Raw genomic sequence first — 25,103 nt, forward strand, 5'->3', positions numbered from 1 at the left:
CGTGTCTCTTTGTCAACGGGAAAAGGGGAAACGGTTCCCGTGATCCACTAGGCGGAATCATCGGGTATCGAAGTCTGGGTGACGTGTGTGAGGATTCTCTCCGACTTCTTTTCTTTTTCGGCCCGCACCTTGTCGATTCGATTCTTCTCCACGTTCACCACGGTGAATTTATACCCGTCGTGACGAATCACCTCTCCCCCTTTCGGTATGGATTGCAGGCGGGAGAGAATCAGCCCCGCAATGGTCTCGAAATCATCCGACTCGGAGAGCTTCATGCCGTGCAGGTTGATGAGATCACGAATGGAGGTGGATCCGTCGATGATCATCGTGCCGTCCTTGTATTTTTTCACCAACCTGTTGGCAAGATCGTCGTGCTCGTCCTCGATCTCCCCCACAATCTCCTCCAGGAGGTCCTCCATGGTCACGAGCCCCGCGATATCCCCGTATTCGTCCACCACCATTGCGAGCTGCACCCGCTCATTCTGCATCTCCCGGAGCAGATCGCTGATAAGTTTCGATTCCGGCACGAAATAGGGCTTGTGAATGATTTTTTCGATATCAAACGATTCCGTGGTGACCAGCATCTCCAGCACATCCTTGTTCTTGATAAATCCCAGGACGTTATCCAGATCCACCTCATACACCGGGTACCTGGTAAGGCCGGTCTCGACGATAAATGTAAGGATCCGATCCTTCGACCACGATATGTCCACCGCCTTGATTTTCGGGTGCGGCACCATGACGTCGCTCGCCTGTCTATCGGCGAATTCGAAGATGGAGTGAATCAACTCATGTTCCGTCTCGTCGATGAGTCCCTTCTCCTCTCCCTCCTTGAGGATGGAAAGAATCTCCTCCTCGGTCAGAAAGGATGAATCGGTGCCGGTGCTGATCTTGAGGAGCTTGAGCACAAAATGGTTCGACGCGGTGAGTATCTTCACCACCGGACTTGTCACCCGGGATATAAACCGGATGGGCCCCGCGACGGCAAGGGCGATTTTTTCCGAAAACCTGATCGCCACCGATTTCGGGACCAGTTCCCCCAGGATCAGCGTGAAGTAGGAGATGATCGCCACGACCAGGATAATGGCGATCGGTTGGGCCATATCGGCAAGATACGGGATGGAGAGCTTCGAGATCACCGGCTCGATGATCTTCACCGCCGCGGCGCCCCCCACCGCGGAGGCCAGGGAGCCGATGACGGTAATGCCCACCTGGATGGTGGAGAGAAAGCGGTCGGGGTCGTTTTTCAGCTCCAACAGCGCCTTTGCGGACGGTTTATCTTCCCCCTCGGCCAGCGCTTTAACGCGCCGCTTGCGGGTGCTGATTATGGCGAGCTCGGAGCCTGCGAAAAAACCATTGGCCAGGATTAAAAAGAATATCAATATAACCTGGAGTAGAAACGATTCCATGGGATTACGTACCAGAGAGTAAAGAAAATAAAAACATGCCGATCACCCGGTGTGAGAGATCCCTGGGATCGACACTCCGGCGACACCGATTCCATCGTGGAAAATAGGACCGGGGGGAGTAAAGGAAGTCATGCGATCGGACCCGGCCGGTCGAAGCACACAATTGCCGTGGGACGGCTCTTACGGCGACGAGGGATATGGTCCGTTGTTTCAGGGGGTCGTTTTGACTGTCTTCGTTCATCAGGGGTGTACCCGGTGTGTGAGCCTCCGTGTGCGAATATGCATCAGGAAAACGACGTCTTTATAATATCTTCCTGGGGCGCCTTCTGCTGATCCCGTCTGGGGGGAGTGCTGGACGTTGTTGCCCCAGGCTTTTCCGGCTTGCTGGCCAGCACCGCCCGGTTGAAGGCCCACCGCTTGATCCGCTTGATGTCCTCTATCATCGTCTTGGAGAGGGGAACCATCCGGCCGATGCCCCTCATGATATCGTCGGCGGAAAGGGCGCGGTTTTCTTCAAACGCCTGGAAGAGCGCGGAGATGACGCATTGTTCGATTTCCGATCCGTTATATCCCTCCGTGGCCTTGGCGAAATCCATCACGTTGAAATTGAGGGGGTCCTGGTTTCTCTTCTTCAGGTGCACCGAGAATATCTGGGCGCGCTCCGAGATGCCCGGCAGGTCCACGAAAAATATCTCGTCGAACCGCCCCTTCCGGAGGATTTCCGGCGGGAGCATGTCGATCTCATTTGCGGTGGCCGCCACGAATACGAATTTCTCTTTTTCCTGCATCCAGGTGAGGAACATGGCGAATATCCGGCCGACGATCATGTCCCGGCTTTCGCCGCTGTAGGAGCCGATGCCCTTCTCGATCTCGTCGATCCAGAGAACGCAGGGGGCCATGGCCTCCACGGTCCTGAGGGCGGTGTTGAGGGTTTCCTCCGGAGATCCCATCACGCCGCTGTATATTCGGTTCATGTCCAGGCGGATGAGGGGGATGTTCCAGAACGACGAGACGGCCTGGACGGTCAGGCTCTTGCCGCAGCCGGAGATCCCGGTCATAAGAAATCCCTTGGGCGGCTCCAGCCCGTATTTTTTCGCATCGGGCGAGAGGCTCTTGGTCCTGGCGTTGAGCCAGGTTTTCAGGTTTTCGAGGCCCCCAATGTCCTCAATATTCGGCTTCTTGGTGATGAATTCCAAGATGCCGCTTTTTCGGATGAGCTGGCGCTTCTCCTCCAGGACGATATCCAGGGCGGAGAGGTCCAGGGTTTGGCGTCCCAGCATGGCCTTGGTCAGGGCGTTTCTGGCCTCATCCTGGGTCAGCCCCACGACACCCTGGATGAATGCGTCTCGCTCATTGGCGGAGAGGGCGACCTTCATCCCCCTCGATTTCGCATAGGAATTCGCCATTGAATCAAAGAGTGCGGCCATCTCCTCGAGGGTGGGAAGCTCCAGATCCACCACCGTCATCTCCTTGGTCAGCTCGAAAGGGAGCTCCAGCACCGGAGATACGATGAACAGCGCCGTGTACGAGGCACTCAGGGTGTCGTATGCGTCCCTGAGTTTTCGAACCAGTTCCGGGTTGTTCCGCATTTCCCGGTGAAGGTCCTTGAGGAGAAAAAAGGCGTTCTCCTTGAGGGTCATGGCGTAGTCAATGGCCGCCAGGGGGTTTTTTGTCTCCTCGATACTTCGGCCCTCCAGGGTCAGACCCACGGTGTTTTCCCAAACGAAGAACTTCACCGGGTGAGAAAACATGGACGCCGCCAGCTTTTCCAAAAGCTTCTGCAGTCGTCCCTCTTCCCAGGTCACCACATAGATCAATGATTGCCGAGCGGTGATCAACCGCCGTATGAAGTCCAGGCTGCCGCCCCGGTTTTTGTTATCCTCCATCTCGCATCCCGATCGCACATTGTCACCGCCCATCCACAATCCGGACGGGCGGAGTTTTAAATAATTACACGGGAGCTCGGTCCCGTGCACTTCTCCCTTTGTGATGTTCTCACATGTATATGCGCCATGTCAAGATGTAAAAAGATTGACACGCCACACGGCGTTTGATAGATTCCTGAGGAGGGCGAGAGAGTCATACAGGACCGTTTTTTAACGGGCGAATGTCGCCCTGCCAAGTCTTGGGATGTTAAAAAGGATTCATCCCGTCGATATCATTGGGCCTTCCCCTCTGGTCGTTATTTGAACAGGTTTTTGTAGCTTCGGCGCGATGTCCTCCATGCTTTTTGGAGGTTTTTGGATAAAGGATTACTCCCAAAAAGGCGGAAATCATTACATATTCAGATAGTCCTTTGCTGTTTCAGTTTATTTATTGACACACACTAAAATTTTTTATTTATCTATTAACCCTTTTTATTTCTCCCCGAAAATAGTATAATCTTTTTACTTAAGTTTATTACTATAACCATCCCCGACAATCATTTTCGCGTGTTTTATGCCATGTCACGAAAAACCATCGCCCTCATAGACGGCAGCTCCTATATCTATCGGGCGTTTTACGCCATCCGGGGTCTGGCGACTTCCGGCGGATTCCCCACCGGGGCGATTTTCGGCTTCAACAATATGCTCACCAAGGTCCTGGACGACCTCAACCCCGACTACGTGGCCGTCGCCTTCGACGCAAAGGGCCCCACGTTTCGAAAAGAGATCTACGACGACTACAAGGCGAACCGCCCGGAGATGCCGGATGACCTCAAACCCCAGATACCGAAGATCAAGGAGCTGTTGGACGCATACAACATCACCCATTTCGAATTGGAGGGATACGAGGCCGACGACATCATCGGCACCGTCGTCGCCGACCTCCCCCCCGATTGCGATGCGATCATCATCACCGGCGACAAGGACATGGCCCAGCTCGTGAGCGATCGGATCAGGCTTCTGGACACCATGAAGGACACGTCCACAGACCTCGACGCCGTACAACAAAAATACGGCGTAACCGGCGACGGGCTTTTGGAGGTCTTCGGCCTCTCCGGGGACACGTCCGACAATATCCCCGGGGTGCCGGGCATCGGCGAGAAGACCGCCGTGGATCTCATTAAAAAATACGGCAGCATCGAGGAGATCTTCTCCCATATCGACGATTTTTCAGGAAAGCGCCGCGAAAACCTGGAGCAATTTCGGGATCAGGCGGCGCTCTCCAAGAAGCTCTTCACCATCAAGAAGGATGTGCCCATCACGTTCAACATCGATGCTGCAAAACGCATAAGTCCGGACACGGAGCGTCTTGCGAATCTCTTTCGGGAGCTTGATTTTCACACGCTTTTAAAGAAGCTGGAGGATACGGGCGGGGGGCTTTCCATCCCCTTCGAGACGGTGCTGGATGAAAAGAGGCTCTCGGACATTGTTGAACAGGCATCCAAAGCCCCGCTGCTCTCGGTGGATACGGAAACCACCTCCACCGTGCCCATGCAGGCGGAGCTTGTGGGGGTATCCCTCTGTTTCGACGACGCATCTTCGTATTACATCCCCCTGGCGCACCGTTATCTCGGCGTGCCCAAACAGATCGACCGGGATACGGCGCTCTCGATCCTCAAGCCGCTTTTAGAAAACCCGCGGGTCCCGAAGGCGGGACAGAACATCAAGTACGACTACATCGTCCTCGCCCGCTACGGCATCCACATCAACCCGATCGCCTTCGACACCATGGTTGCGTCCTACCTCATCAATCCCTCCCGACGGGGCCACAGCCTGGACGCCATCTCCCTCGAATACCTGCAGCATCGTCCAATCGGCTATAAAGACGTCGCCGGCAGCGGGAAACATCAGCTGACCTTCGACCAGGTGGAGATCGAGACGGCGTCGGAATACGCCGCCGAGGACGCCTATCTCGTGTACCGGCTGGTGCCGATATTGACAGACCTCATGGAGGCGAGGTCGGTGCGGTCGCTCTTCAGAGACCTCGAGATGCCGCTTTTGACGGTTCTCGCCCGGATGGAGATGGCCGGTGTCCGGGTGGACCGGGATATCCTGGGCGCCCTCTCGGTCGCATTTTCAAAAGACATTGCAACCCTGGAGGGGAAAATCATCGATCAGGCGGGAGAGCCGTTCAACGTCAACTCCACGAAACAGCTCGCGACGATCCTCTTCGAGAAGATGGGCATCACCCCTGTGAAAAAGACGAAAACAGGCTATTCGACGGATAACGACGTCCTGACGGTACTGTCTGCCCAACATCCAATCGCCGAAGACATCCTCCAGTACCGAAGCCTGGCCAAGCTGAAATCCACCTACGTGGACGCGCTGGCTGAATTGATCAATCCCGACACGGGACGCATTCACACCTCCTACAACCAGACGGTGGCCGCCACCGGAAGGCTCTCCTCCTCGGACCCGAACCTCCAGAATATTCCGATCCGTACCGCAGAGGGACGTCGCATCCGGGAGGCCTTCGTGCCGAAGGAGGGCTTCGTCCTCCTCAGCGCAGACTACTCCCAGATAGAGCTCAGGCTCTTGGCCCACTTCTCCAAGGACTCAGGCCTCACCGACGCCTTCCTCAAAGGCGAGGACGTGCACGCCAGCACCGCCTCGCTGATATTCGGCGTCGATCCGAAGGACATCACCTCAGATATGCGCAGGAAGGCGAAGACCATCAACTTCGGCATTATCTACGGCATCTCCGCCTTCGGCCTCTCCCAGCAACTCGGCATCGGCCGGGACGAGGCTGCGGCGTTCATCGATTCCTACTTCGAGAAATTCTCACACGTCAAACAGTACATGGACGGCGTGATAGAACAGGCAAGACACGATGGATACGTCACCACGATCATGGACCGGAGGCGATACCTGCCGGAGCTGAAAAGCTCCGACCGCAACGTCAGGTCCTTCGCGGAGCGGATGGCCATCAACACCCCCGTCCAGGGGAGCGCCGCCGACCTCATCAAGCGCGCCATGATCACCCTCGACCGGCGCCTCACAAACGAACTCCCCGACTCCCGCATGATCATACAGGTCCACGACGAGCTGGTCTTGGAGGTCCCGGAAGAGCGGGTGGAAAAAACCGTATCGACCGTCCGGGAGGAGATGGAGGGGGCGCTGGAACTCTCCGTTCCGATCGTGGTGGACATTCATACCGGCACAAACTGGAGTGAGGCGCATTGATGAGAAAAAAGTATCGAGGAGTCGTGGGATTCCGACCGATCATCATGTTGGCGGTGTTCATCATCCTCACGGCACCGCTCGCCTGCTCGAAGACGGAATCAACGCCTAAGCCGCCGCCGATCATTCCCCTTGAAGAGACACTGACGCCGGCGGACATCATCGCAGACGACGGCCCCACGGGCGACGTCCCGCCGACAGCGGAGGCGGATCTCGTGGAGGAATCCACCACCTACTTCACCGTCCAGATGGGGGCGTTCTCCACCCGGGAAAACGCGGAGATCGCGGCGGACGAGCTGATCTCCCTGGGCTACGACGCGTTCGTCTTCGAGGTGCCGGACGCGCCCTCCCTCCCCTACAAGGTGGGCATCGGGAAAGACACCGAGCGGGATGCGGCAGATATCTTCGTTGCGGATACCGATGTTCCGGGATACGAGGGGATGTGGGTGACGTCTTTTGTCGAGACGATCCTCGTGCCGATCGTGCGGGAGTCCGCCCCCGGGATGGATTTCGACACCCATGCCGCCGCCGACGGCGGCATGGTGTATATCGGCCGCAGGATCGTTGCATCCGAGGCGCCGGAGGAATCGACCAACGAAAGAGAAGAGACGGTGCTGTTTGAGGTGTTGTCCCTTACGTCCGGTACGGATCCCGTCACGGTATATTCGACCGACGAGACGGGAAAAGTCCTCTGCCGACCCAGGATATCGCCCGACGGTTCCTATGTCGCCTTCATCATCAGAGAATCCGACGAGCTGGGGGGCGATATCATCGTCGCTCCCCGCTCCGCCTCATCCGAAGCATTCGTTATCCCCTCGTCCCTGGAGATCGCGGGGCACATCTGGATCACCCCCACGGTGCTGGCCTACGTCTCTATCCCCCCGTCCTCGCAGATCCCCGCAAAGATCTTTCTCTATAATCTCAAGCGGGGAGTGGGCGAGGTCATCCACGAGGTCGAAAAAAGGCTCATCACCGATCTCTCGCTCTCTCCAGACAGGCGGTTTCTCTCCTACCACGCCACCCAGGGCTTTGTGGACGAGCAGGGGGATGAATCGATCTCCGTGGGCGTCATAGACCTGGAGACCGGGTCGGTAAAGACCCTCCGACCCGGCTTCACCACCCGGATGATCGGCTGGCTGCCCGGCGGCGGCCTCATGCTTGCCTATCATGTGGAACCGGGTTCCGGTACGTCTTTCGAATATACATTCGCCACCGCCGACCCGGTCACCGGAGAAATTGTACTGGTCGATTCCATCGACCCGGTAACAAACGTGGGCAGGGGCGCCTCGTCCCCCAATGGTGATACCATCGCCCTTTTCACCTGGACGATGGACGAGGAGAACGCACGACCGGTTTCATCGAACCTTCTTTTCCTTTCCCCCACAGGCGACTTTTCGGAGACGATCCTTTCACATAAGAGCTTTCTCTTCGGTCCGGTCTGGTCGCCGGACGGCGAAACGCTTGCATACACCGCCGTCTCCGAAGGCGACCGGTGCGTCTTTCGCATCACCGATCTTGACGATCCGAATCCCGAACGATTCCTCGAAGAAAGCGGCGAGCAATTTGATATTGACTGGAGATAATTGACTGATGGAACAATTCGTGAGCATCCCGTCGGGAGATGTAACGCTGGAAGGGGCCCTGACGATTACCGGAAACGCGGCGCCCGTCGTCATCGCCTGCCACCCCCACCCGCACTACGGCGGCAGCATGTATAACAACGTCGTCGAGGCGCTGAGGGATGAGCTGTCATCCCGGGGATTTTCCGTACTCCGGTTCAACTTCCGGGGCATCGGGAAAAGCGGCGGGGCGTCCATCGGTGGGCTGGACGATTACCGCGACGTGTCGGCGGCGGCGAGATTTTTAAAGCACCACGAATCAACAAAGGGCCGACCGCTTCTCATGGCCGGCTATTCCTACGGCGCATGGGTGGGCATTCGCCACGCCCTGGACGATCGGGACATCCTGGCCTGGGCCGCGGTGTCGCCCCCGGTCTCCATGTTCGATTTTTCCTACCTGACCGATCCGGGTGTGCCGGTCTGTTTCGTATCGGGGGATCGGGACGATTTCTGCGACCTGGAATCTCTCAGGAATATGTTCGAGGAATTGCTCGGCCAGAAACGGCTCGAGGTGGTCCCCGGCGCCGATCACTTCTATATGGGATACGAGGGACAGATGGCACGATTGGTTGGACAATTTTTCTCGGACATGTTCCCCTCTTAAAAACCTTCTCCGAGACGCGCCCAAAAGTTCACATCCCGGAGCAAATAAAAAAGAGAAGAGCCCCCCGTATGATTCATACGGGGGGCTTCTTATTCATGATCGCTTCGTCCGTGTCTTTGTAACGCAGAACCCGCCGGCTCAGCTCCATTACGTCCGTCGAAACCGCTCACTTCTGTCGGAAATGGTCTTGAGAATCAACAGAAGGGCGAAAAGTCCCGCCAAATCCCCCGGATTCCCGGAAGATGCCCCGCCCTCGTCCCGGCCCATGATGTCGTCGTATATCTCCTGGACCCTCGGGTTGTCCGGGTCCATGCGCAGGGCCCGGGTGATCTCCTGCTGGGCCTCCGTGATCCAGCCCTTATCGGCCATCGCCAGGGCCAAATAAGCCCGGGCCATCGGATCGTCGGGGCTTGTGCGAACCAGGTAGTTGAAGGTGGAGATCGCCTCGTCGAGCATACCCATGTTGCCATAGCAGAGACCGAGCTGGAAATGCCACTCGCTGTCGGTTGGATTTTCCGCCAGGTATCCCGCTATCTCCTTCGCCGCCTCCTCGAACATGCCCATGTTCATCAGGCAGTATCCCATTCGGGCGTTCAGATAGTCGTTTCCGGAATCGGACTTCATAATCGTACGGTAGTGTTCCACCGCCTCTTCATAGAGATCCATCCGTTCCAGGTAGTGCCCCCGGGATATGGCCGCATTTATATTGCCGGCCTCCGCCTGTTCCGCCCGGGTGATAAACGTATCGGCAAGGTCGAGGCGATCCATCGTCAGGCACGCGTCCGCCATGCCGGAGAGGATATCCGACTCATCGGGGCACAGTTCATTGGCCATGGAGAAAAAGCCGAAGGCTTCCGCCCCCATACGAAGATTGAGGGCGGAACATCCGAGCAGGTAGTAGGCGTCCGGTTCGTCCGGGAATCGCCGGATCACGTCCGCCAGCATCGCCATGGCTTCGGTATAATAATTGAGATCGATCAGATCCCGTGCCGCATCCAAGAGGACATCAATTTCGTCCATCTACGGGTTCCCTCATATGAAAAGAAACAAAGACGGGGATAAAAAAGGGCAAGACAATACTTATTTTTGGATAACAGCGTTGGAGATTGAATGATTCCGGTCCACTGGAGGGTCAAGTTATCATCGCCTTCCAGCCCGGCGCTGTCTACTCCGATATGCCTGTTTTCACTTCCCGCCGGGCGTCCATATGTTGAAGACTTATTAACTAAATTAGCATATTTTGTATGGAATGCAAGTGTTTTTTTCGTAAAGAAGCGAATTTTTGCCTACATCGGCACCCAAAGAACGCCGAAATCCTTCATGTAGATATCGTTCTTCTCCAGCTTCACCTCCATCTCCTCAATGACCCGGGCCTGTTCTTTCTTTTCCTCCGTGATGCGGAAGACCTCATCCTCCGCCGATTCCGTCAGCGTCTTCAGCTCTTCCCGAAGATCCGCCAGGACGTCATCGGAATCCTCCACCTTCATCTTGTAGCGTTTCGTCATCCGGCGCTTTGTGGCCGCCTTGGAAAGCCCCGCGGATCTTTTTGAGCCGAATACCAGGCCGACGATCGTCTCACCGGCGGAGAGAAGCTCGTCCCGCCGCCGCTCCTCATGCTCCATCTCATTCAAAGATCGCTGGCGCTCTTCCTGTTTTATTTTTTTCTGGAGCGCCTCAACTTTTTTCTTGAGGTCCGTCGTCAGCTTCTCCGCCTCCTTGTCCGCCGCCTCCTCGGCCAACGACATCACCCTGGCGATAAACGCCTCCCGTTCTTCTCCGAAATCCGATATGACATTGAAGGCGGCATTCGAGTAGAGAATCATCTTCGACGTGGCGTACAGGTAGTCGACGAACTCGCCGGAGAGCTTCTTGAGCGCCCCCTTCTCCATGCACCAGTGGGGAATCGGCCTGTACCCCGCCGCCTGCGTTTCCTGAATCGGCGATGTTGTCTCGAAGGTCGGCTCACCCGGCACCGGCACGGAATCGTCCCACCGCATGGTTTCGTCCGTCAAGGGGAAGAGCACACGTGTCATGGTCCTGGAGTGGGAGGTTGTTTTTTTCGTGATGTCAAAAGAGGTGTCCGCAACGGCCACGATACCCGGAAGAAAGGTCATCCCCTCTGTGCCTTTTGTGTCTTCTGCGGAGGCGAACCGGGCAAGATACGGGTAGGCGTCGCTCTTGAGGGAAAGATACAGATTTTTCTCCCCGGTTTCCGCGGGCGTCCGAAGAAGCGTGCCGGCCTCTTCCTTTTCGTCTTTCGCCGACTTCTCCTTCGGGGCGGGCGCCGCCTTTACCGTATCGACGGGAAGGTTTGCGAGGCTGTTTTTCGAGATGGGGCCCCGCAGATACGACATCACCCACCTGGTTGTGAAGGTTACCAGGGAGTCCTCGTGGATGTTGTGGAGGATAAACTGCCGAGACTCCAGCGACGATATCACGTCCCCCAGCTCTTTTTTGGTGGGGCCGCCCTCGGAGACATACTGCAGCCCTTCCAGGAGCCGCTCCTTGTCCTGCTTGGTCTGAAGCCTCCCGATGAACCAGGTCCCCGCGTTGGTCAGGGCCTTGTAGTCGAGATCCACCGGGTTCTGGGTCGCCATCAGCATACCGATGCCGTAGGCCCGGGCCTGCTTGAGGAGGGTCAGGATCGGCTTCTTCGACGGCGGGTCCTTGGGGTAGGGCGGCAGGAGCCCCACCGCCTCGTCGATATAGATGAGCATCCTGAGCTTGGACGTCCCCTCCTGCCCCCGCATCCAGGAGACGATCCGCCACAACAGCATGGAGATGAAAAACTGCCGCTCGGCCTCGGAGAGGTGGGAGATATAGAATATCGACACCCCCGGCTTCTTTCCGTTGGGCGACACCAGTGATTCCACCGAAAGCGGCGGCCCCTCCCGCCAGGGGGCGAACGACGGGGAGGCGATGATGTTATTGAGCATCACCGCCAGCTTCATGCGGTCGTCCCTTGGATAGAAGCTCTCCAGCTCGAACACCCCCACCCGTTTAAGGGGCGGGTCCATGATGAAGGTGATGATCTTTTCCAGGTTCAGGTCCTGTCCCCGCATCCAGGAGTCCTCCCAGATCTTCGCCAGCAGGATATGCTCCCTGCTGGTTATGGGGTCCGCCTCGACGCCGACCAGGGCCAAGAGTGCTGTGACCGACCCCGAGATCAGCTCCAGGAAGTCCTCGCTCCCCGGCTCTACACCACTGGGAACCTGAAAGGAGCTGATGACGTTGATGGGAAGCGCCGCGGTGCTTCCGGGGGTATAGACGACGAAATCGGAGCCGTCTCGATATTGCTTGATGCGATCCGGCCCGATACCCCATTCGGAAAGCCCCTTCTTCCACAGCGCCGCCGTGTCCGCGGCGTATTCGGCAACCGTCTTCCCCTTGCGCTCGGCCTCCCCCGGATCCACCCAGGGCTCGAATTTTTCCGCTGACAGCTCCGGGAAGGCGAGCAGGAGATTAGTCATCTCCGCCTTCGGATCGATGATCACCACCGGGATTCCGTTCAGCGCCGCCTCCTCGATCAGCCCCACAGAAAGCCCCGTCTTCCCGCTGCCGGTCATCCCGATGATCACTCCGTGGGTGGTCAGGTCTCGGGAGTCGTACAGCACCTGCTGGTCTGTGAGCGCGCCCTTCTTCTCGTCGAATATCTTTCCGAGATAAAATCCGCTGGAAGCCACTGTTTCCCTCACATATATATGAAAAAATTTTTTACGGTACGGTTTCGATAATCTCACCGGAGAAGACGGCGTCACCGCCGTCTTCTACCCCCGCCCCCTCAACCCACTCAGCCTCCTCTCCCCCTTCCGCTGGGGCATCCGTCTTCGTCACCAGCGGTGTGAAGGATATCTCCTCCATGTGGGCCAGTATTTCATCGGCAAGCTCACCCTCGGCGACGGCGGGCTGAAATCCGCACGTCACCGGGATCAGCTCGTATTCCTCGACGCCGTCCCTGCTGAGTGTCAACAGCAGTATGACGCTTCTTTTTTTCCAGATGGAGTATTTCGTCGTCTGGTGAAATGCGAAATTCCCCAGAGAATAGATGATGAAGGTGTCGTTGTACAGCTCGATCCCCTGGGGGACGTGGGGATGATGCCCCAGAATGATATCCGCGCCGGCGTCGGCGATGGCATGGGCCAGCTCAACCGTCACATCACAAGGATAGTCCTTGTATTCCCAGTCCCAATGGGCGCTCACCACAACCAGATCCGCCGCCTCCCGGGCAGAATTGATGGCCGGCGCCAGATACTCCATGTCCGCCCAGGCGGTATAGTCGAACGCTTCGTGATCCGGGTAGGTGCCGTAATTGAATATGTTGGCGACGGCGAGGAAGGCGATCCGTATCCCATCCACCTCCAGTATGGCGGGGCTGTAGGCCTCGGTTAGGTCGGAGCCGGTGCCGGTGTGGGCGATGCCCACGGCATCGAGGTGATCCCTGGTTTCGTGCAGCCCCCGCTCCCAGTAGTCCCATACGTGGTTGTTGGAGAGCGACAGGATATCGAATCCCGCATGGGAAAGCGTCAGCGCCGCGTCCGGGGGCGCGGTAAAACGCCAGGTGCCGCTTTTTGTCTCGCCGTTCTGTTCGGATATGGTGCTCTCAAGATTTCCGAATGCGATGTCGGCGCCATTGATGATGTCGGAAACGAACGCGAAGGCGTAGTCGATATCGCCGTCGAGGATAATTTTCCCCGCCTTCCTGCCGAGGTTGATGTCCCCCACCGCCAAAAGAGTGATACGCACCTCTTCCTGGGCCGGTTCCGGCTGGTCGGTCGGCTCGGGCCTGAGACCGAGATTCAAGGGGCCGCAGGAGGCCACACACAGATATAATGCTGCGACCAGGAGCACAGCCGCACCCAAAGCCGTCGGAATCGTCCGGATTTTCTTCATGGAATCACTTTCTCGATATCGATGTCGCTTGACACGAAACAAACAGAAACTTACAATAGTTTGTAAATCATAACAAATCATCCCGGAAAAACAAGCCGTTTTTTTATCGGGACCGTTATCAGCTATTCCCGTGACGGAAACAACCGGTTTCCAGATTCAAGAGGACGCATTCCATGACGCATCTCTCAGATTCCGGGACTCTCTGTTCGCACTCCCCGAACATCGCCCGGAAAAAAAATGTTTTCAGAACGATACTCGCATGCTTCGCGGCGCTCGCCGTAACAGGCTGCGCCACAACCGGCACCACCGAATATACCTACGTCCCCCCCTACTCGCCGGGATACGGCATCTTCACCGATCACATCGTCACCGAAGCCCTGGAAACCCTCCCCGAGGACTATGAAAGCAGGGACCCGGACGCGTACTGGGAGCTTCTGACCGCAGACGGTCGCATCACAATCGCCCTGTGCATCGGCACCGAAGACCTGGTGAACAATTTCTACGATTCCACCGGCGGCGGCGACCTTCTGCGGGTGTTTGTGGAAGAATACGAAACGACGATATTGATTCGGGAGAAAGAGATCACCCTCGATGTGGCGATTGTCAACAATAAGGAGGAGCTGATCACCGCCTTCGGAGAACGGGAGGTCATCTTCGTCTATTCCCACTCACGCTACGGAAACGGCTGGGCCTTGCACGAGGACGGACTGGATGAACCCTTCCGGATGCAATCGGACCCGATATCCATACCGAAGAAACAGCTTCACGGCTACCAGGGAGAGATCGTGGGGGAGTCCTCGTCTCACTACTTCCTGGCGCCGAACACCGAAGACCTGGATCGCGTCGTTCCCTATCCCGGTTTTCAGATGATCATCGGGCTGTCGTGCACCAGCGAAAAACACTTCATGAAAGAGCTTCTGGCCATGCGCAGCGGCAATCCCTCGCTGATGATCCTGACCACGGGGGCTGGAAGCTTTCTGGAGATGCACTTCTCCATCTTCGAGTCGTTCCTGGCGGACCTCGTCGTCGGAACGCCGACAGACGAGATGGTATCTCACATGAACGACGCCTGGCAGGCGGTGCCGGAGATATTCTACGAGGAGCACGGTATTCGCTACAACTGGACCCCCAAAAGGGTCATCAAGTTTTCATACAGTGATATATAACCACGGCCAAAAAAATCGGGCGAGGTGCGCCCGATAACCTCACGCGAAAAAAAGCGTGCTATTCCAAGAGCTTCATCTCCTTTCGCACGGCATCGATCCCCTCCTCATCCTCGATCTGCTGATAGAGGAGCAGGGCGTCTTCCAACAGATACTCCGCCTCTTCCATGCGCCCCTCACTCCTGAGCAGCGCGGACAGCTGCCGCATCTGATCCGCCACGTCCTTCAGGCTGACTGACCAGGGATTGTTCATGGCGAATTCGATTGCAGAAAAGTATGTCTCTATGGCGGCGTCAACGTCTCCCGTCAGGTAATACGCCTGGGCGATGAGGGAATATGTCTCGTACGCCGAATAGGTGTACTCGGCTTCGATAAAGAGATCCCGGGCCCGGGTAAATTCGGCCACGGCCTCCTCGGTGTGCCCCTCGGACATCAGCTTTTTCGCAGAGTTCACCGCCGCCTCGGCGTCCTTTACCTGGGGATTTACGGACACACAGCCATATAGCAGACCGGACAGCATGAGAACGGACAGAACGATCCTGCACCATGTTTTCATCGACACACCTCACAACGTCATTTCTTTAAATATCGCCTTCTCAAAATCCATAAAGAGGAGTCTTTTGTGGAGGGGCTCTCCGATACCGGTCAGGATCTTGAGCACCTCGATAACTTGTATGCTCGCCACCGCGCCCACCACCCCGGGGGGCGTTCCGACCTCGAGCTCGATCCCCCTGTCCGGCGTTTCCTCCTCCGGACCGTATATGGCCGAAAGGCCCCGATCCCGGGATAAAATGGTGGAAACCTGACCGATGAAACCCGCCACGGAGCCGTGTACCAGGGGAATGCCGTGGGTTTGTGCGGCCCGCTGGAGGGCGAACCGGCCCGAGATGTTATCGAGGGCGTCCAGCACCGCGTCACTGCCGGTCAGTACGACCCGCAGATCAAGTTCATCCACCACTTTTTCCACCACCGTCACATCCACAGCGCCGTTCACTTCCTCTATTCTTTTCTGGGCGACCTTCACCTTGGAGGCGTGTATCACGTTTTCGTCGCTGAACTCCTGGCGGTTCAGATTGTCTTCACTAAAAACATCTCCATCTATCAAAACGAGCTCTCCCACACCTGCCCGGGCCAGCTCAATCGCCGCAGTGCCCCCAAGACCGCCGACACCCACAATCGAAACCCTTGAATTTAAAAGCTTTTTTTGGCCTTCTCTGCCCAGTGTTCCGATGTTTCTCATATAGCGTACTGGATAGATGCCCAGGTCGAGGGCGGCGATCTCCGCCCTGCGGCGTGTGACATTCTGAGATTTCGCCGCCAGATCGAGCCCTGCGATATCGATCGCCTTCACGGATGATCCATCAGGCGTCTTTTCCGTTTCGGCCAGTCTTTCTATCTCCTTTTTCAACGCATTCAGTTTTTCTTTATCCACTCCCCCATACATGAGAGAACCCTCCATTGTTGTCACAGGGATACATCGGCGTAGTTCGGCGTATGATGCCTCCCTCGTCTCGGTATCACATTATCATATATCCATGCAGGTAAAAAGTGAAAAAACCTTCCCAACCGCAGATGATGTTCGGAACACATAAAAAAGGGAGTGGAGTCATGCGACTCTCACTCCCCTGAAGAACGAGATTCTCTTTATTCTATTTATAGATAATCTCGAACTCGACCCTTCTGTTCTTGATGCGACCTTCTTCAGTAGCATTGCTCTCGGCGGGCATATACTCGCCCCAGCTGACGGTCGTCAATCTCTCTTCGGGTACCTCATAAAGCATCAGGGCGTCCTTCACGCTGTCGGCACGCTTCTGGCCGAGCCAGCAGTTGTACTTTTCCGTACCGATATCGCAGGTATGACCCTGAACTTCGACATTTACATCCTCATATGTGAGCATCGTATCCGCCATGTGGTACAGGATCGGATAGAACTCGGGACGGATGTAATATTTGTCGAAATCAAAATAAATAACTTTGCAGAGTTTGAGCTTATCGACGCCTTCGGCGATCTTCTCGTTAGCAATCGCGAGATGCTCTCTGAAGCGATCGATCTTCAGCTCATTTAGATTATGCTCGGCGAATTCCAATTCCGCCTCGGCAATAGCGTACTCGCAGGGAGTACAATCCTTCATGCCCATCGCCGTAGCTTTTTCGAAATCGGCTTTCGCTGCATTCAAGGCATCATAGCTAGGTCCGGAGGTAACTCCACACCCGACCAGAAGCCCCATTGCAGCAACAGCCATGATAGCTACAAGGACTTTAGCCTTCATTTTTATTGTTACCTCCATAGATTAGAACATCATGGACAGACAAGGAGAAACCGCCCGCGGAGGAGCGGCCAGCGCTGCGTCGGCCATGCTCTTGGATTTATTCGCCCATTCAAGAGCCTGACACCAATCACAGTTACCATACTCTTCCATGGCGCCACCAAGATATGCCACCGCACTACACGTTTCGTACGGTGCGTTGGTGATGGTTCCCTTCGCTTTCGCCTGCTCTACAGCGGCGTCGGCGGCGGCGATGGTGCTTTTTGCCTCAAAGAAGCAACATCCAACCATCGATACCAGCAATACCGCAGCGAGAATACCTACCAAAACTTTCCTCATTAGGTTCTTCACCTCCTTTCGGGAAATTTGTTCGATGCGCTACCCTTCTTTCAAGCCTTCAAAAAAAGAATAAAAAACCCCACACTGAACCAGTACAATACTATTATAATGTAAATTCTTTGTCAATAGAAAAGATGGAGTATGATTAAAAAAATTTAATATTATTACCGCATTACCGAGCACACAAACACACTCAACATGTTGTATTATCAGTATTCAGAGCCCAAGATATTGTACTCACAAAGAATCAATTTCCGGCACTATTCAGGAAAAACAACGAAAAACAACAGATATTAATAACGTTTTTCCCTTCACGACGGCGCTATCGGGTAAAAAGTCAGCTTTTCCTTTCCTTCAGAAAGTATGTTTTAATCGATCCCTTCCCCTTGATATCGATGTTTCCCCGCTCTTCAAGGACGAACGAATCTCTCAATCTCATGTACATGCGGTCGGACACCTGTATCTCACCACCGATCCCATGGGACTCCATGCGCGCCGCGGTATTTACCGAGTCTCCCCATAAATCGTAAATGAACTTCTTCTTCCCGATGACCCCGGCCACCACCGGCCCGCAGTGTATGCCGATGCGGAGTGTCAGGGGCTTTTCCAGATACCCGTTAAACTCTCCCATGATATCAATCATGTCCAGCGCCATGTGGGCGATCGCCTGGGCATGGTCATCCCGTGTCCTGGGGATGCCGGACACCACCATGTATGCATCACCGATGGTCTTGATCTTCTCCAGATCGTACCGATCCGCCAGATCGTCAAACCGAGAGAAGACATCATTCAATAGCTCTATGAGCCGACTGGGGTCAAGTTTCTCGGAAAGGGGGGTGAAATCCACTATATCGGCGAACAGTATAGAGGCTTCGAGAAATCCATCGGCGATAGTGCCGGGCGTTTCCTTGAGGCGCCTAGCTATCGGCTCCGGCAGGATGGAGTGGAGCAGGTCCTCGGAGCGCTGATACTCCCGACTCAACGACTCCTCTGCTCGGGCCGCGGCCACGTGATAATAATACGACACGAAACACACACCTGAGAATATCCCTATGATGTTCGCATAGGAAAACGCGGTGAGAACTCCCCGGGGCAGATCGGCCCCGAAAGGTGCATGAGAGGTCTTTAGATACAGCCAGCCGTACAGACAGAAGATCAGGGCGGTGGAAAGAATTTTCAGAAAATCATGCCAGGGGGTGAGAAACATGAACATGGCAAGCATGATGAGATAGTAATGAAAATTACTGTCCCAGCCCAGCGCCAGTGTCGCGAGAACGATGAAGACGGACGCCTCGATGAACAAGAGCAGCGTCGCCGCCTTGATGCGACCGTTCAGGTTGAGAAAAAGACACGCCCCGTAGAGCACGACGCTTACGACATTGTACAGGGACAGAAGCTCCATCCCAAGAAACCAGAACAGCGGAACAAACGCCAGGTGCACGAGGATGGCTGCGGGATAGAAATAATTGGTCAGCACATAGAATCGAATGTGGTCCGCCGGCACTCCGGCGGGGAGGGTTGTAAACGACGTGGGAACCGATTTGATGGAAATATCTTTAAACATCTGAGACCTCGTCGTACGGCACACGTGTGTCCGGGGTGCGAGCGCTTTTCACGAAATCGCCCCCCATATCCCCTATAGATTCGCTTCGGCAACACGAGACCTGTGTGGGAAAACGCGCCGATCGACCGACCGTCAAGAGGAGGTGTCGTGCCTTTGTCTCTCCATAGCGTTTTCCGTTCTGACGATCCGCCGATATCCAACGGGGCACGATATATCCCCGAAAGCCCTTTCCATGAGAGGGATGTGCATGTATCCCATCACTGGCCCGAACGGGTCGGCTCTGTCTCTCGCTCCCACTCCTTGACGAGGGCGTCGAGGGCAAGAACTTTTCTCAAGATCGATTCCAGGTCCGATTGGCGCCACTGGTTTGCGGCATCGCACAGGGCTTTGGGGGGATCGGGGTGAACCTCCATAAAGAGCCCGTCCGTACCGACGGAAACGGCCGCCCTGGTCAGGTACGGGATAAACTGGCGCTCACCGCCGGTTATGCCGCCGCCGGCGCCGGGAAGCTGTACGCTGTGGGTGGCGTCGAAGATCACCGCCGGGTGTTCGTGAGGAGGGAGGGGGGATTTGTTGTTATCGCCGGCAAGGTGCGAACGCATAATCGGAAACGCGCGAAAATCCACCACCAGATTCTGGTACCCAAAGGTCGTGCCCCGCTCGGTGATCATGACGTCTTTGTTGCCGGTGGTTTCCACTTTTTTGACGATGGCCGACACATCCCGCGGTGATAAAAACTGCCCCTTCTTGACATTGACCGGTTTCCCCGTTTCTCCACAGGCCACCAGGAGATCCGTCTGGCGGCACAAAAACGCCGGCACCTGAAGCACGTCCAGCACCTGGGCGGCGGCGCTCACCTCCTGGGGTGTGTGAACGTCGGAGGTAACCGGCACACCGATCGACAGTTTCACCCGTTCCAGTATTTTTAAACCCTCATCCAGGCCCGGCCCCCGAGGGGAGTCGATACTCGTACGATTGGCCTTATCATAGGAGGATTTATATATAAAGGGTATCCCCAGCCGATCGGTGATCTCCTTGAGGTCATGGGCCGTCTGTTGGGCCATCTGTTCGCCCTCGATCACGCAGGGTCCCGCGATGAGCACCAGCGGGTTTCCGCCGCCGATGACAATATCACCTATGGATATGGTTCTGGTCATTTTTTCAGCGCCGCCGCAATAAAGGAAACAAAGAGTGGATGGGGGTCTATGGGGCGGGATTTGAACTCGGGGTGGAACTGACAGCCCAAAAACCAGGGGTGATCGGGAATCTCGATAATCTCCACCAAGTCTCGCTGGGGATTGATTCCGGATATCACTATGCCGTGGCTCGTCACCTCATCACGGTATATATTGTTGAATTCGTAGCGATGCCTGTGTCGCTCCTCGATGGTCTTCTTGCCGTAGGCCTTTTTGGCAATGCTTCCGTCCTCGATGTCGCACCGGTACGCACCCAACCGCATCGTCCCGCCGAGCTGCTCGATATCCACCTGTTCAGGCATGAGATCGATGACGGGACAGGAGGTGTTAGGATTGAACTCGGTGGAGTTGGCATCGGCACATCCCACGATGTTTCGCATGAACTCGGCCACCGCAAGCTGCATCCCCAGGCAAATACCGAAATAGGGAACCGGTTTCTCCCGGGCGTACCCTGCGGCAAGAATTTTCCCCTCAATGCCCCTGGACCCGAAACCACCGGGGACCAGGACGCCGTCGGCGTTCCTGAGAATTTTCGTCGCTCCTGTCTTTTCGATCTCTTCCGCGTCCACGTAGTCCAAATTGACCCGGCAGCCGTTGGCGATGCCGCCGTGGACGAGCGCCTCGTTGAGGCTCTTGTACGATTCCACCAGGTCCACATACTTCCCGACAATGGCGATGGTCACCTCGCCTTCAGGATTCTTGATCCGCCGGGCGATATCCTCCCACACGGTAAGATCCGGCTTCTTTGTCCACATATTCAGTTTTTCGACGATCCGGTCGTCCAGCCCCTGGCGGTTGAACATCATCGGCACCTCGTAGATGGACTTCACATCCATCGCCGAGATGACCGAGGCCACCTCCACGTTGCAGAACAGGGCGATCTTTTTCTTTACATCTTCGGGAAGATCGATCTCGCCCCGGCACAGCAGGATATCCGGCTGAATACCGATCTCTCTGAGCTTCATGACGCTGTGCTGGGTCGGCTTTGTCTTCAGCTCTCCTGCGGTTCCCAGATAGGGCACGAGGGTGACATGAATATAAAGGGTGTTCTCCTGACCCAGGTCCCAACGGAGCTGGCGAATGGCCTCCAGGAAGGGAAGGCTCTCGATATCGCCCACCGTGCCGCCGATCTCCACGATGACCGTGTCTATCCCCTCGCCCAGGCTCCTGATGCACCCCTTGATTTCATCGGTGATGTGGGGAATCACCTGCACCGTTCCGCCCAGGTATTCCCCCCGCCGCTCCTTGGTGATGACCGAATCGTATATCTGGCCCGTGGTCTTGTTGTTGAGCTTCCCCAGCCGGGCGCTGGTAAAGCGCTCGTAATGGCCCAGGTCCAGGTCGGTCTCGGCGCCGTCGTCGGTGACAAAGACCTCGCCGTGCTGAAAGGGATTCATGGTCCCCGGGTCCACGTTTATGTAGGGATCGAGTTTGAGAAACGTGATGGTAAGACCCCGGCTTTCAAGCAGCGCTCCTATTGATGCGGCGGCCAATCCCTTGCCCAGGGATGAAAGCACGCCGCCGGTAACGAAGATGAATTTTGTGTGTCTCATATCGTCCTTACAGGGTAATAATGCCGTTTTTCACATCCCTCTCCAGCCTTTTCAGGTCCTCGGGGGTATCCACTCCCACGCACGGTGTCTCTATATCCACCACCCGGATGCGATATCCGTTCTCCAGCGCCCTGAGCTGCTCCAGCTCCTCGGCGCGCTCCAGGGGCGTTCGATCAAGGGAAACGAAAGTGTCGAGAAAGTCCCGGCGAAATACGTAGAGCCCGACATGTTTTCTGTACGGTACGCCGGTGCCTGTGTCATACGTCCCGTCTCGATCGCCGGGGAGGGGGCTCCGGGAAAAGTAGAGGGCGAAGCCGTCGGCGTCCACGACCACCTTCACCACATGGGGGGAGAGGATCTCCTCCCGCTCCCGGATGGGCGCCGCCAGCGTGGACATGACAAGAGAGTTGTCGTCCACCAGCGGGGCGACCGCCGCATCAACCGCCCCGGGATCCACCGCCGGCTCATCTCCCTGGACGTTGACCACGATGTCGCACTCGATACCGGCGATCGCCTCGCCGATGCGGTCTGTGCCGGTGGCGTGGTCCGGGGAGGTCATGACCGCCTCGCCGCCGAACCCGACGACGCACCGGTAAATCCGCTCGTCGTCGGTGGCCACCACCACGCGTCTCACCAGCCGCGCCCGGGCCGTCCGTGTCGCCGCGTGCTGAATAATCGGTTTTCCGGCGAGCTCCGCCAGGGGCTTGCCGGGAAACCGGGTGGAGCCGTATCGGGCGGGGATCACCGCGACCACTTTCGGTTTTTCGGCCTGTGCCACGCCGCATTACCTCCCGCCGACGGCATTTGCCGCCACCAGACGCGTGAGCCGCATCGGTTTATTTCGTCATACACACGACAACATGTTACTCTATACCACCAGGCGTAACAATGTCAAGGGCCAAGAAAACAGGCGCGGGTAAAAAACAGACTGATTGAGGGTCGCAATGTGAAAGCGGCGCCCGGTGGAAAAACCGGGCGCCGCTTATCTCTACACTTTCAGCACACTTTCGAACTCAATCGTAAGATGACGCCTCCCTACGGCAGGGTGATGGATTCGACCACGCCAAAGGCTGAATCCCTCACGACAATGCTACCGCCCGGATTGTACGTGAAATCCGGGGAACAGGTCGGGGAGCCGCCGCATGTAACGGGTTCCACAACGATCTCTCCGCCGAAGCCCACCATGTACGCACCACCATGTGATTCATAATAGCTCCTTGTCAGGGTGACGCTGTCAAAATCACCGCAGCCGTTCTCCAGGGCCACGGTATAGTCCGTCATACTCGTACAGTCGTTGAAGGCGGGAAGGGTGTACATGATTCTCACGCCCACATCGCAGGGAGTGGAAAGTCCGGTGTTGATCTGCGTGAGAGTCATCGAAAGTGGATCTTGGAGTCTCAAACCGGTTTTTGTTGCGGTGACGTAGTAGGCGTTTCCATCGGACGAGCCGTCATAGAGAAAGTAAAGGGCATCGGAGTTGTGATAGATAATGCCTCCGCAGCATCCGGGGCCGAACCAGCCTGTATTATTCTCAATAATGATTCTCTCGCCGAACCCCTCCCCCGACGGGTATCCCGCATAAGCATCGAAATATGCCCGAGTCAGGGTATAGGTGCCGCTCCCTCCGCTGGTGGTGGAAATTTCGACGTCGACCGTTGATATGGCTGCATCCACCGACGGAGCCCTCATGAACACCTCGATGTCATCACAGACCCCTATACCCTGATCATGTTCAACAAACCAGACAGTTGCGGGGACGAGGGGATTGGGAAGTTCTATCCACTCGTTGAGGACCTCTCCGGTAAAGATATCTTCAAAGGTGACGTCCAGCTCATTGTTCGTGCTGTCATATGCAATGACCGGCGCGGTACAGGTCGTCCCGGAACAGGCGTTGTGCTCAACGGTGATCTCGCCGCCGTATCCCATGCCCGGCGTCATCCGGGCGTTGTAATACGCCTGGTTAAGGGATAACAATCCATAATAGTCGCACCCGGTCCAGAGTTCAACACTCACTGTCGGGAAACCGGGGACCAGGCTCGGCTTCGTCAAAAGGATCTCCACCCTGTTGTTACAGGGGAATCCTCCCTCAATGAGGTCCAACTCCAGAGACGCGTCCTCGTCCGGCAGGGCGATGGATTCAAAAAGCGTATCACCGGAGAGGGGATCGGTGAAGGTTACCTCCAGATCGCTATTTGAGGCGTTATAGCTGATCACCGGGGCCGAACAGGTGTGGGACGCCGCGCAGGTGGCGTCCATCTCCACGGTGACCGCACCGCCGAACCCCATGCCCGGCGTCATATGCGAGTCGTAATAGGACGCATCCAGGGTGAACGACCCGATGTAATCGCAGCTCCCGGTGGAAAGCGCCACGTCCACCGTCCCGTATCCACCCCTCCGGAGGCTCGGCTCCGTCACGAAAATCTCCACCATGTTGTTGCAGGGGAACCCCCCGTCGTCCAACTCCAGATCAAGGGATATCTCATCCTCGGGGAGAGCGATGCTGTCGGATATCGAATAGTCGTAATCATCGTACGACACGACGGCACTCAAACCGTTCTCATCATACTGGACCAGATTCGGATCGGTGCACACGGGCATGAGTGTACACCGGGTCCGCTCCACCGGGAACTCTCCGCCGAAACCGGTGTTAACCCCTCGTTCGCTGTAGAAATAGGTCCGATCAAGGGGAATCTGATACGTGTCGCAGTCCGTCTCCACCTCCACGCACACCGTGTCGACGTTCAACGGTACATCCGGCACCGTGAGAAGCACCTTCACTCTATCTCCGCAAGCACCCGCCCCCTCTAAAACTTCTAACGTGATGCCTTCCTGGAGATCGATAAACCAGTCTCCATCGGCGTGAACGAGCATAAAATCCACATCCTCAGACAACCACCAGGTGGTGGTGCCGCCGAGACCCTGCCCCCCCACCGTGCCGCTCCACGAGGTCGTGGCAATGATGCTCCCCTGGCTGAGACTCTCAAGAACAGCGGTAATATCTATGTCTTCCCCGGTGCCGAAAAAGTGGATCAGCGCCTCCAACAGCTCGTCCTTGGAAAAATATCCGCCCAGACTGCCGTCGTACACGTCGGATATGAGGTTCTCTATCTCCGTCAACCCGCCGCTCTCCAGCGCCGTGATAAACGCATCGATAAACGCCTGGGCGATCTGTTCGTACGTGGCGTCCCAGAACTTTATCGTCCAGGGGCCGAACATCTCAGGGTTGCCGACCGCTCCCCTTTCGTTTTTCGCCCGGATCTGAAGCTCAAACTCTCCCTCCTGCTTGGGAAGAAAATCAAACTGCCATCGGGCGATCGAACCTTCAACCTCCCAGATGACCGCCTCGCTCCACACAATTCCGCCGTCGATACTGTACTCAACCGACGTGATCGGA

Annotated in this window: 18 protein-coding genes; 4 read left to right on the plus strand and 14 right to left on the minus strand. The window is 56.3% G+C overall.

The features are described 5' to 3' along the window. Positions 1-47: 47 nt before the first annotated feature. Complete coding sequence (locus JW885_02005; GenBank protein MBN1880922.1) at positions 48-1,409, minus strand: HlyC/CorC family transporter; 1,362 nt, start codon at positions 1,407-1,409, stop codon at positions 48-50. A gap of 284 nt (positions 1,410-1,693) precedes the next feature. Continuing rightward, positions 1,694-3,295 carry an AAA family ATPase gene (locus tag JW885_02010; protein ID MBN1880923.1) on the minus strand — a complete coding sequence of 534 codons (1,602 nt, stop codon included), beginning with the start codon at positions 3,293-3,295 and terminating at the stop codon, positions 1,694-1,696. Between the two features lie 558 nt (positions 3,296-3,853). Between JW885_02010 and polA the strand changes: the two genes are divergently transcribed. The 3 genes from polA to JW885_02025 are packed head-to-tail and all read left to right on the plus strand — an operon-like array spanning position 3,854 to position 8,737. Then, positions 3,854-6,517, plus strand: coding sequence for a DNA polymerase I (gene polA / locus JW885_02015; GenBank protein ID MBN1880924.1), 2,664 nt, complete (start codon positions 3,854-3,856; stop codon positions 6,515-6,517). After that, positions 6,517-8,097, plus strand: coding sequence for an SPOR domain-containing protein (locus tag JW885_02020; protein ID MBN1880925.1), 1,581 nt, complete (start codon positions 6,517-6,519; stop codon positions 8,095-8,097). The genes polA and JW885_02020 overlap by 1 nt, the downstream gene beginning before the upstream one ends. A gap of 7 nt (positions 8,098-8,104) precedes the next feature. Beyond that, positions 8,105-8,737, plus strand: a complete 633-nt coding sequence (locus JW885_02025) for an alpha/beta fold hydrolase (protein MBN1880926.1) — start codon at positions 8,105-8,107, stop codon at positions 8,735-8,737. A 147-nt stretch (positions 8,738-8,884) separates the two neighbouring features. On the opposite strand, the gene JW885_02030 is transcribed toward JW885_02025, so the two are convergent. The 3 genes from JW885_02030 to JW885_02040 all read right to left on the minus strand — a co-directional run bounded on the left by JW885_02030 (position 8,885) and on the right by JW885_02040 (position 13,627). Beyond that, on the minus strand, positions 8,885-9,757 hold the full coding sequence (locus JW885_02030) for a tetratricopeptide repeat protein (GenBank protein MBN1880927.1): 873 nt from the start codon (positions 9,755-9,757) through the stop codon (positions 8,885-8,887). 266 nt (positions 9,758-10,023) lie between these two features. Then, the gene (locus JW885_02035; protein MBN1880928.1) at positions 10,024-12,420 is read right to left on the minus strand and encodes a DUF87 domain-containing protein; all 2,397 of its coding nucleotides are present in this window, start codon (positions 12,418-12,420) and stop codon (positions 10,024-10,026) included. Between the two features lie 31 nt (positions 12,421-12,451). Next, positions 12,452-13,627 (minus strand): CapA family protein, encoded by a 1,176-nt coding sequence (locus JW885_02040; protein MBN1880929.1) that lies wholly within the window; start codon positions 13,625-13,627, stop codon positions 12,452-12,454. Positions 13,628-13,800: 173 nt separating this feature from the next. Between JW885_02040 and JW885_02045 the strand changes: the two genes are divergently transcribed. Continuing rightward, entirely contained in the window at positions 13,801-14,793 is a 993-nt protein-coding gene (locus JW885_02045) for a hypothetical protein (GenBank protein ID MBN1880930.1), read from the plus strand. A 58-nt stretch (positions 14,794-14,851) separates the two neighbouring features. Here JW885_02045 and JW885_02050 read toward each other — a convergent pair whose 3' ends face one another. From JW885_02050 to JW885_02090, 9 genes are all read right to left on the minus strand, one after another. Beyond that, on the minus strand, positions 14,852-15,346 hold the full coding sequence (locus JW885_02050) for a hypothetical protein (GenBank protein ID MBN1880931.1): 495 nt from the start codon (positions 15,344-15,346) through the stop codon (positions 14,852-14,854). A 9-nt stretch (positions 15,347-15,355) separates the two neighbouring features. Beyond that, on the minus strand, positions 15,356-16,234 hold the full coding sequence (locus JW885_02055) for a HesA/MoeB/ThiF family protein (protein ID MBN1880932.1): 879 nt from the start codon (positions 16,232-16,234) through the stop codon (positions 15,356-15,358). 205 nt (positions 16,235-16,439) lie between these two features. Beyond that, the gene (locus JW885_02060; protein ID MBN1880933.1) at positions 16,440-17,060 is read right to left on the minus strand and encodes an OmpA family protein; all 621 of its coding nucleotides are present in this window, start codon (positions 17,058-17,060) and stop codon (positions 16,440-16,442) included. Between the two features lie 21 nt (positions 17,061-17,081). Further along, positions 17,082-17,348 carry a hypothetical protein gene (locus JW885_02065; GenBank protein ID MBN1880934.1) on the minus strand — a complete coding sequence of 89 codons (267 nt, stop codon included), beginning with the start codon at positions 17,346-17,348 and terminating at the stop codon, positions 17,082-17,084. A 385-nt stretch (positions 17,349-17,733) separates the two neighbouring features. Further along, positions 17,734-18,960, minus strand: coding sequence for an adenylate/guanylate cyclase domain-containing protein (locus JW885_02070; protein MBN1880935.1), 1,227 nt, complete (start codon positions 18,958-18,960; stop codon positions 17,734-17,736). A 257-nt stretch (positions 18,961-19,217) separates the two neighbouring features. Then, a complete protein-coding gene (kdsA, locus tag JW885_02075) occupies positions 19,218-20,117 on the minus strand; it encodes a 3-deoxy-8-phosphooctulonate synthase (protein MBN1880936.1) in 900 nt (299 codons plus the stop codon). Next, positions 20,114-21,709, minus strand: a complete 1,596-nt coding sequence (locus tag JW885_02080; protein ID MBN1880937.1) for a CTP synthase — start codon at positions 21,707-21,709, stop codon at positions 20,114-20,116. Before JW885_02080 ends, kdsA begins: the two co-directional genes overlap by 4 nt. 7 nt (positions 21,710-21,716) lie before the next feature. After that, positions 21,717-22,487, minus strand: coding sequence for a 3-deoxy-manno-octulosonate cytidylyltransferase (kdsB, locus tag JW885_02085; GenBank protein MBN1880938.1), 771 nt, complete (start codon positions 22,485-22,487; stop codon positions 21,717-21,719). 257 nt (positions 22,488-22,744) lie between these two features. Continuing rightward, on the minus strand, positions 22,745-25,103 hold a 2,359-nt coding region (locus JW885_02090), incomplete at its 5' end, for a hypothetical protein (protein ID MBN1880939.1).

Source organism: Candidatus Zymogenaceae bacterium, from assembly GCA_016931225.1.
Classification (GTDB): domain Bacteria; phylum Desulfobacterota; class Zymogenia; order Zymogenales; family Zymogenaceae; genus JAFGFE01.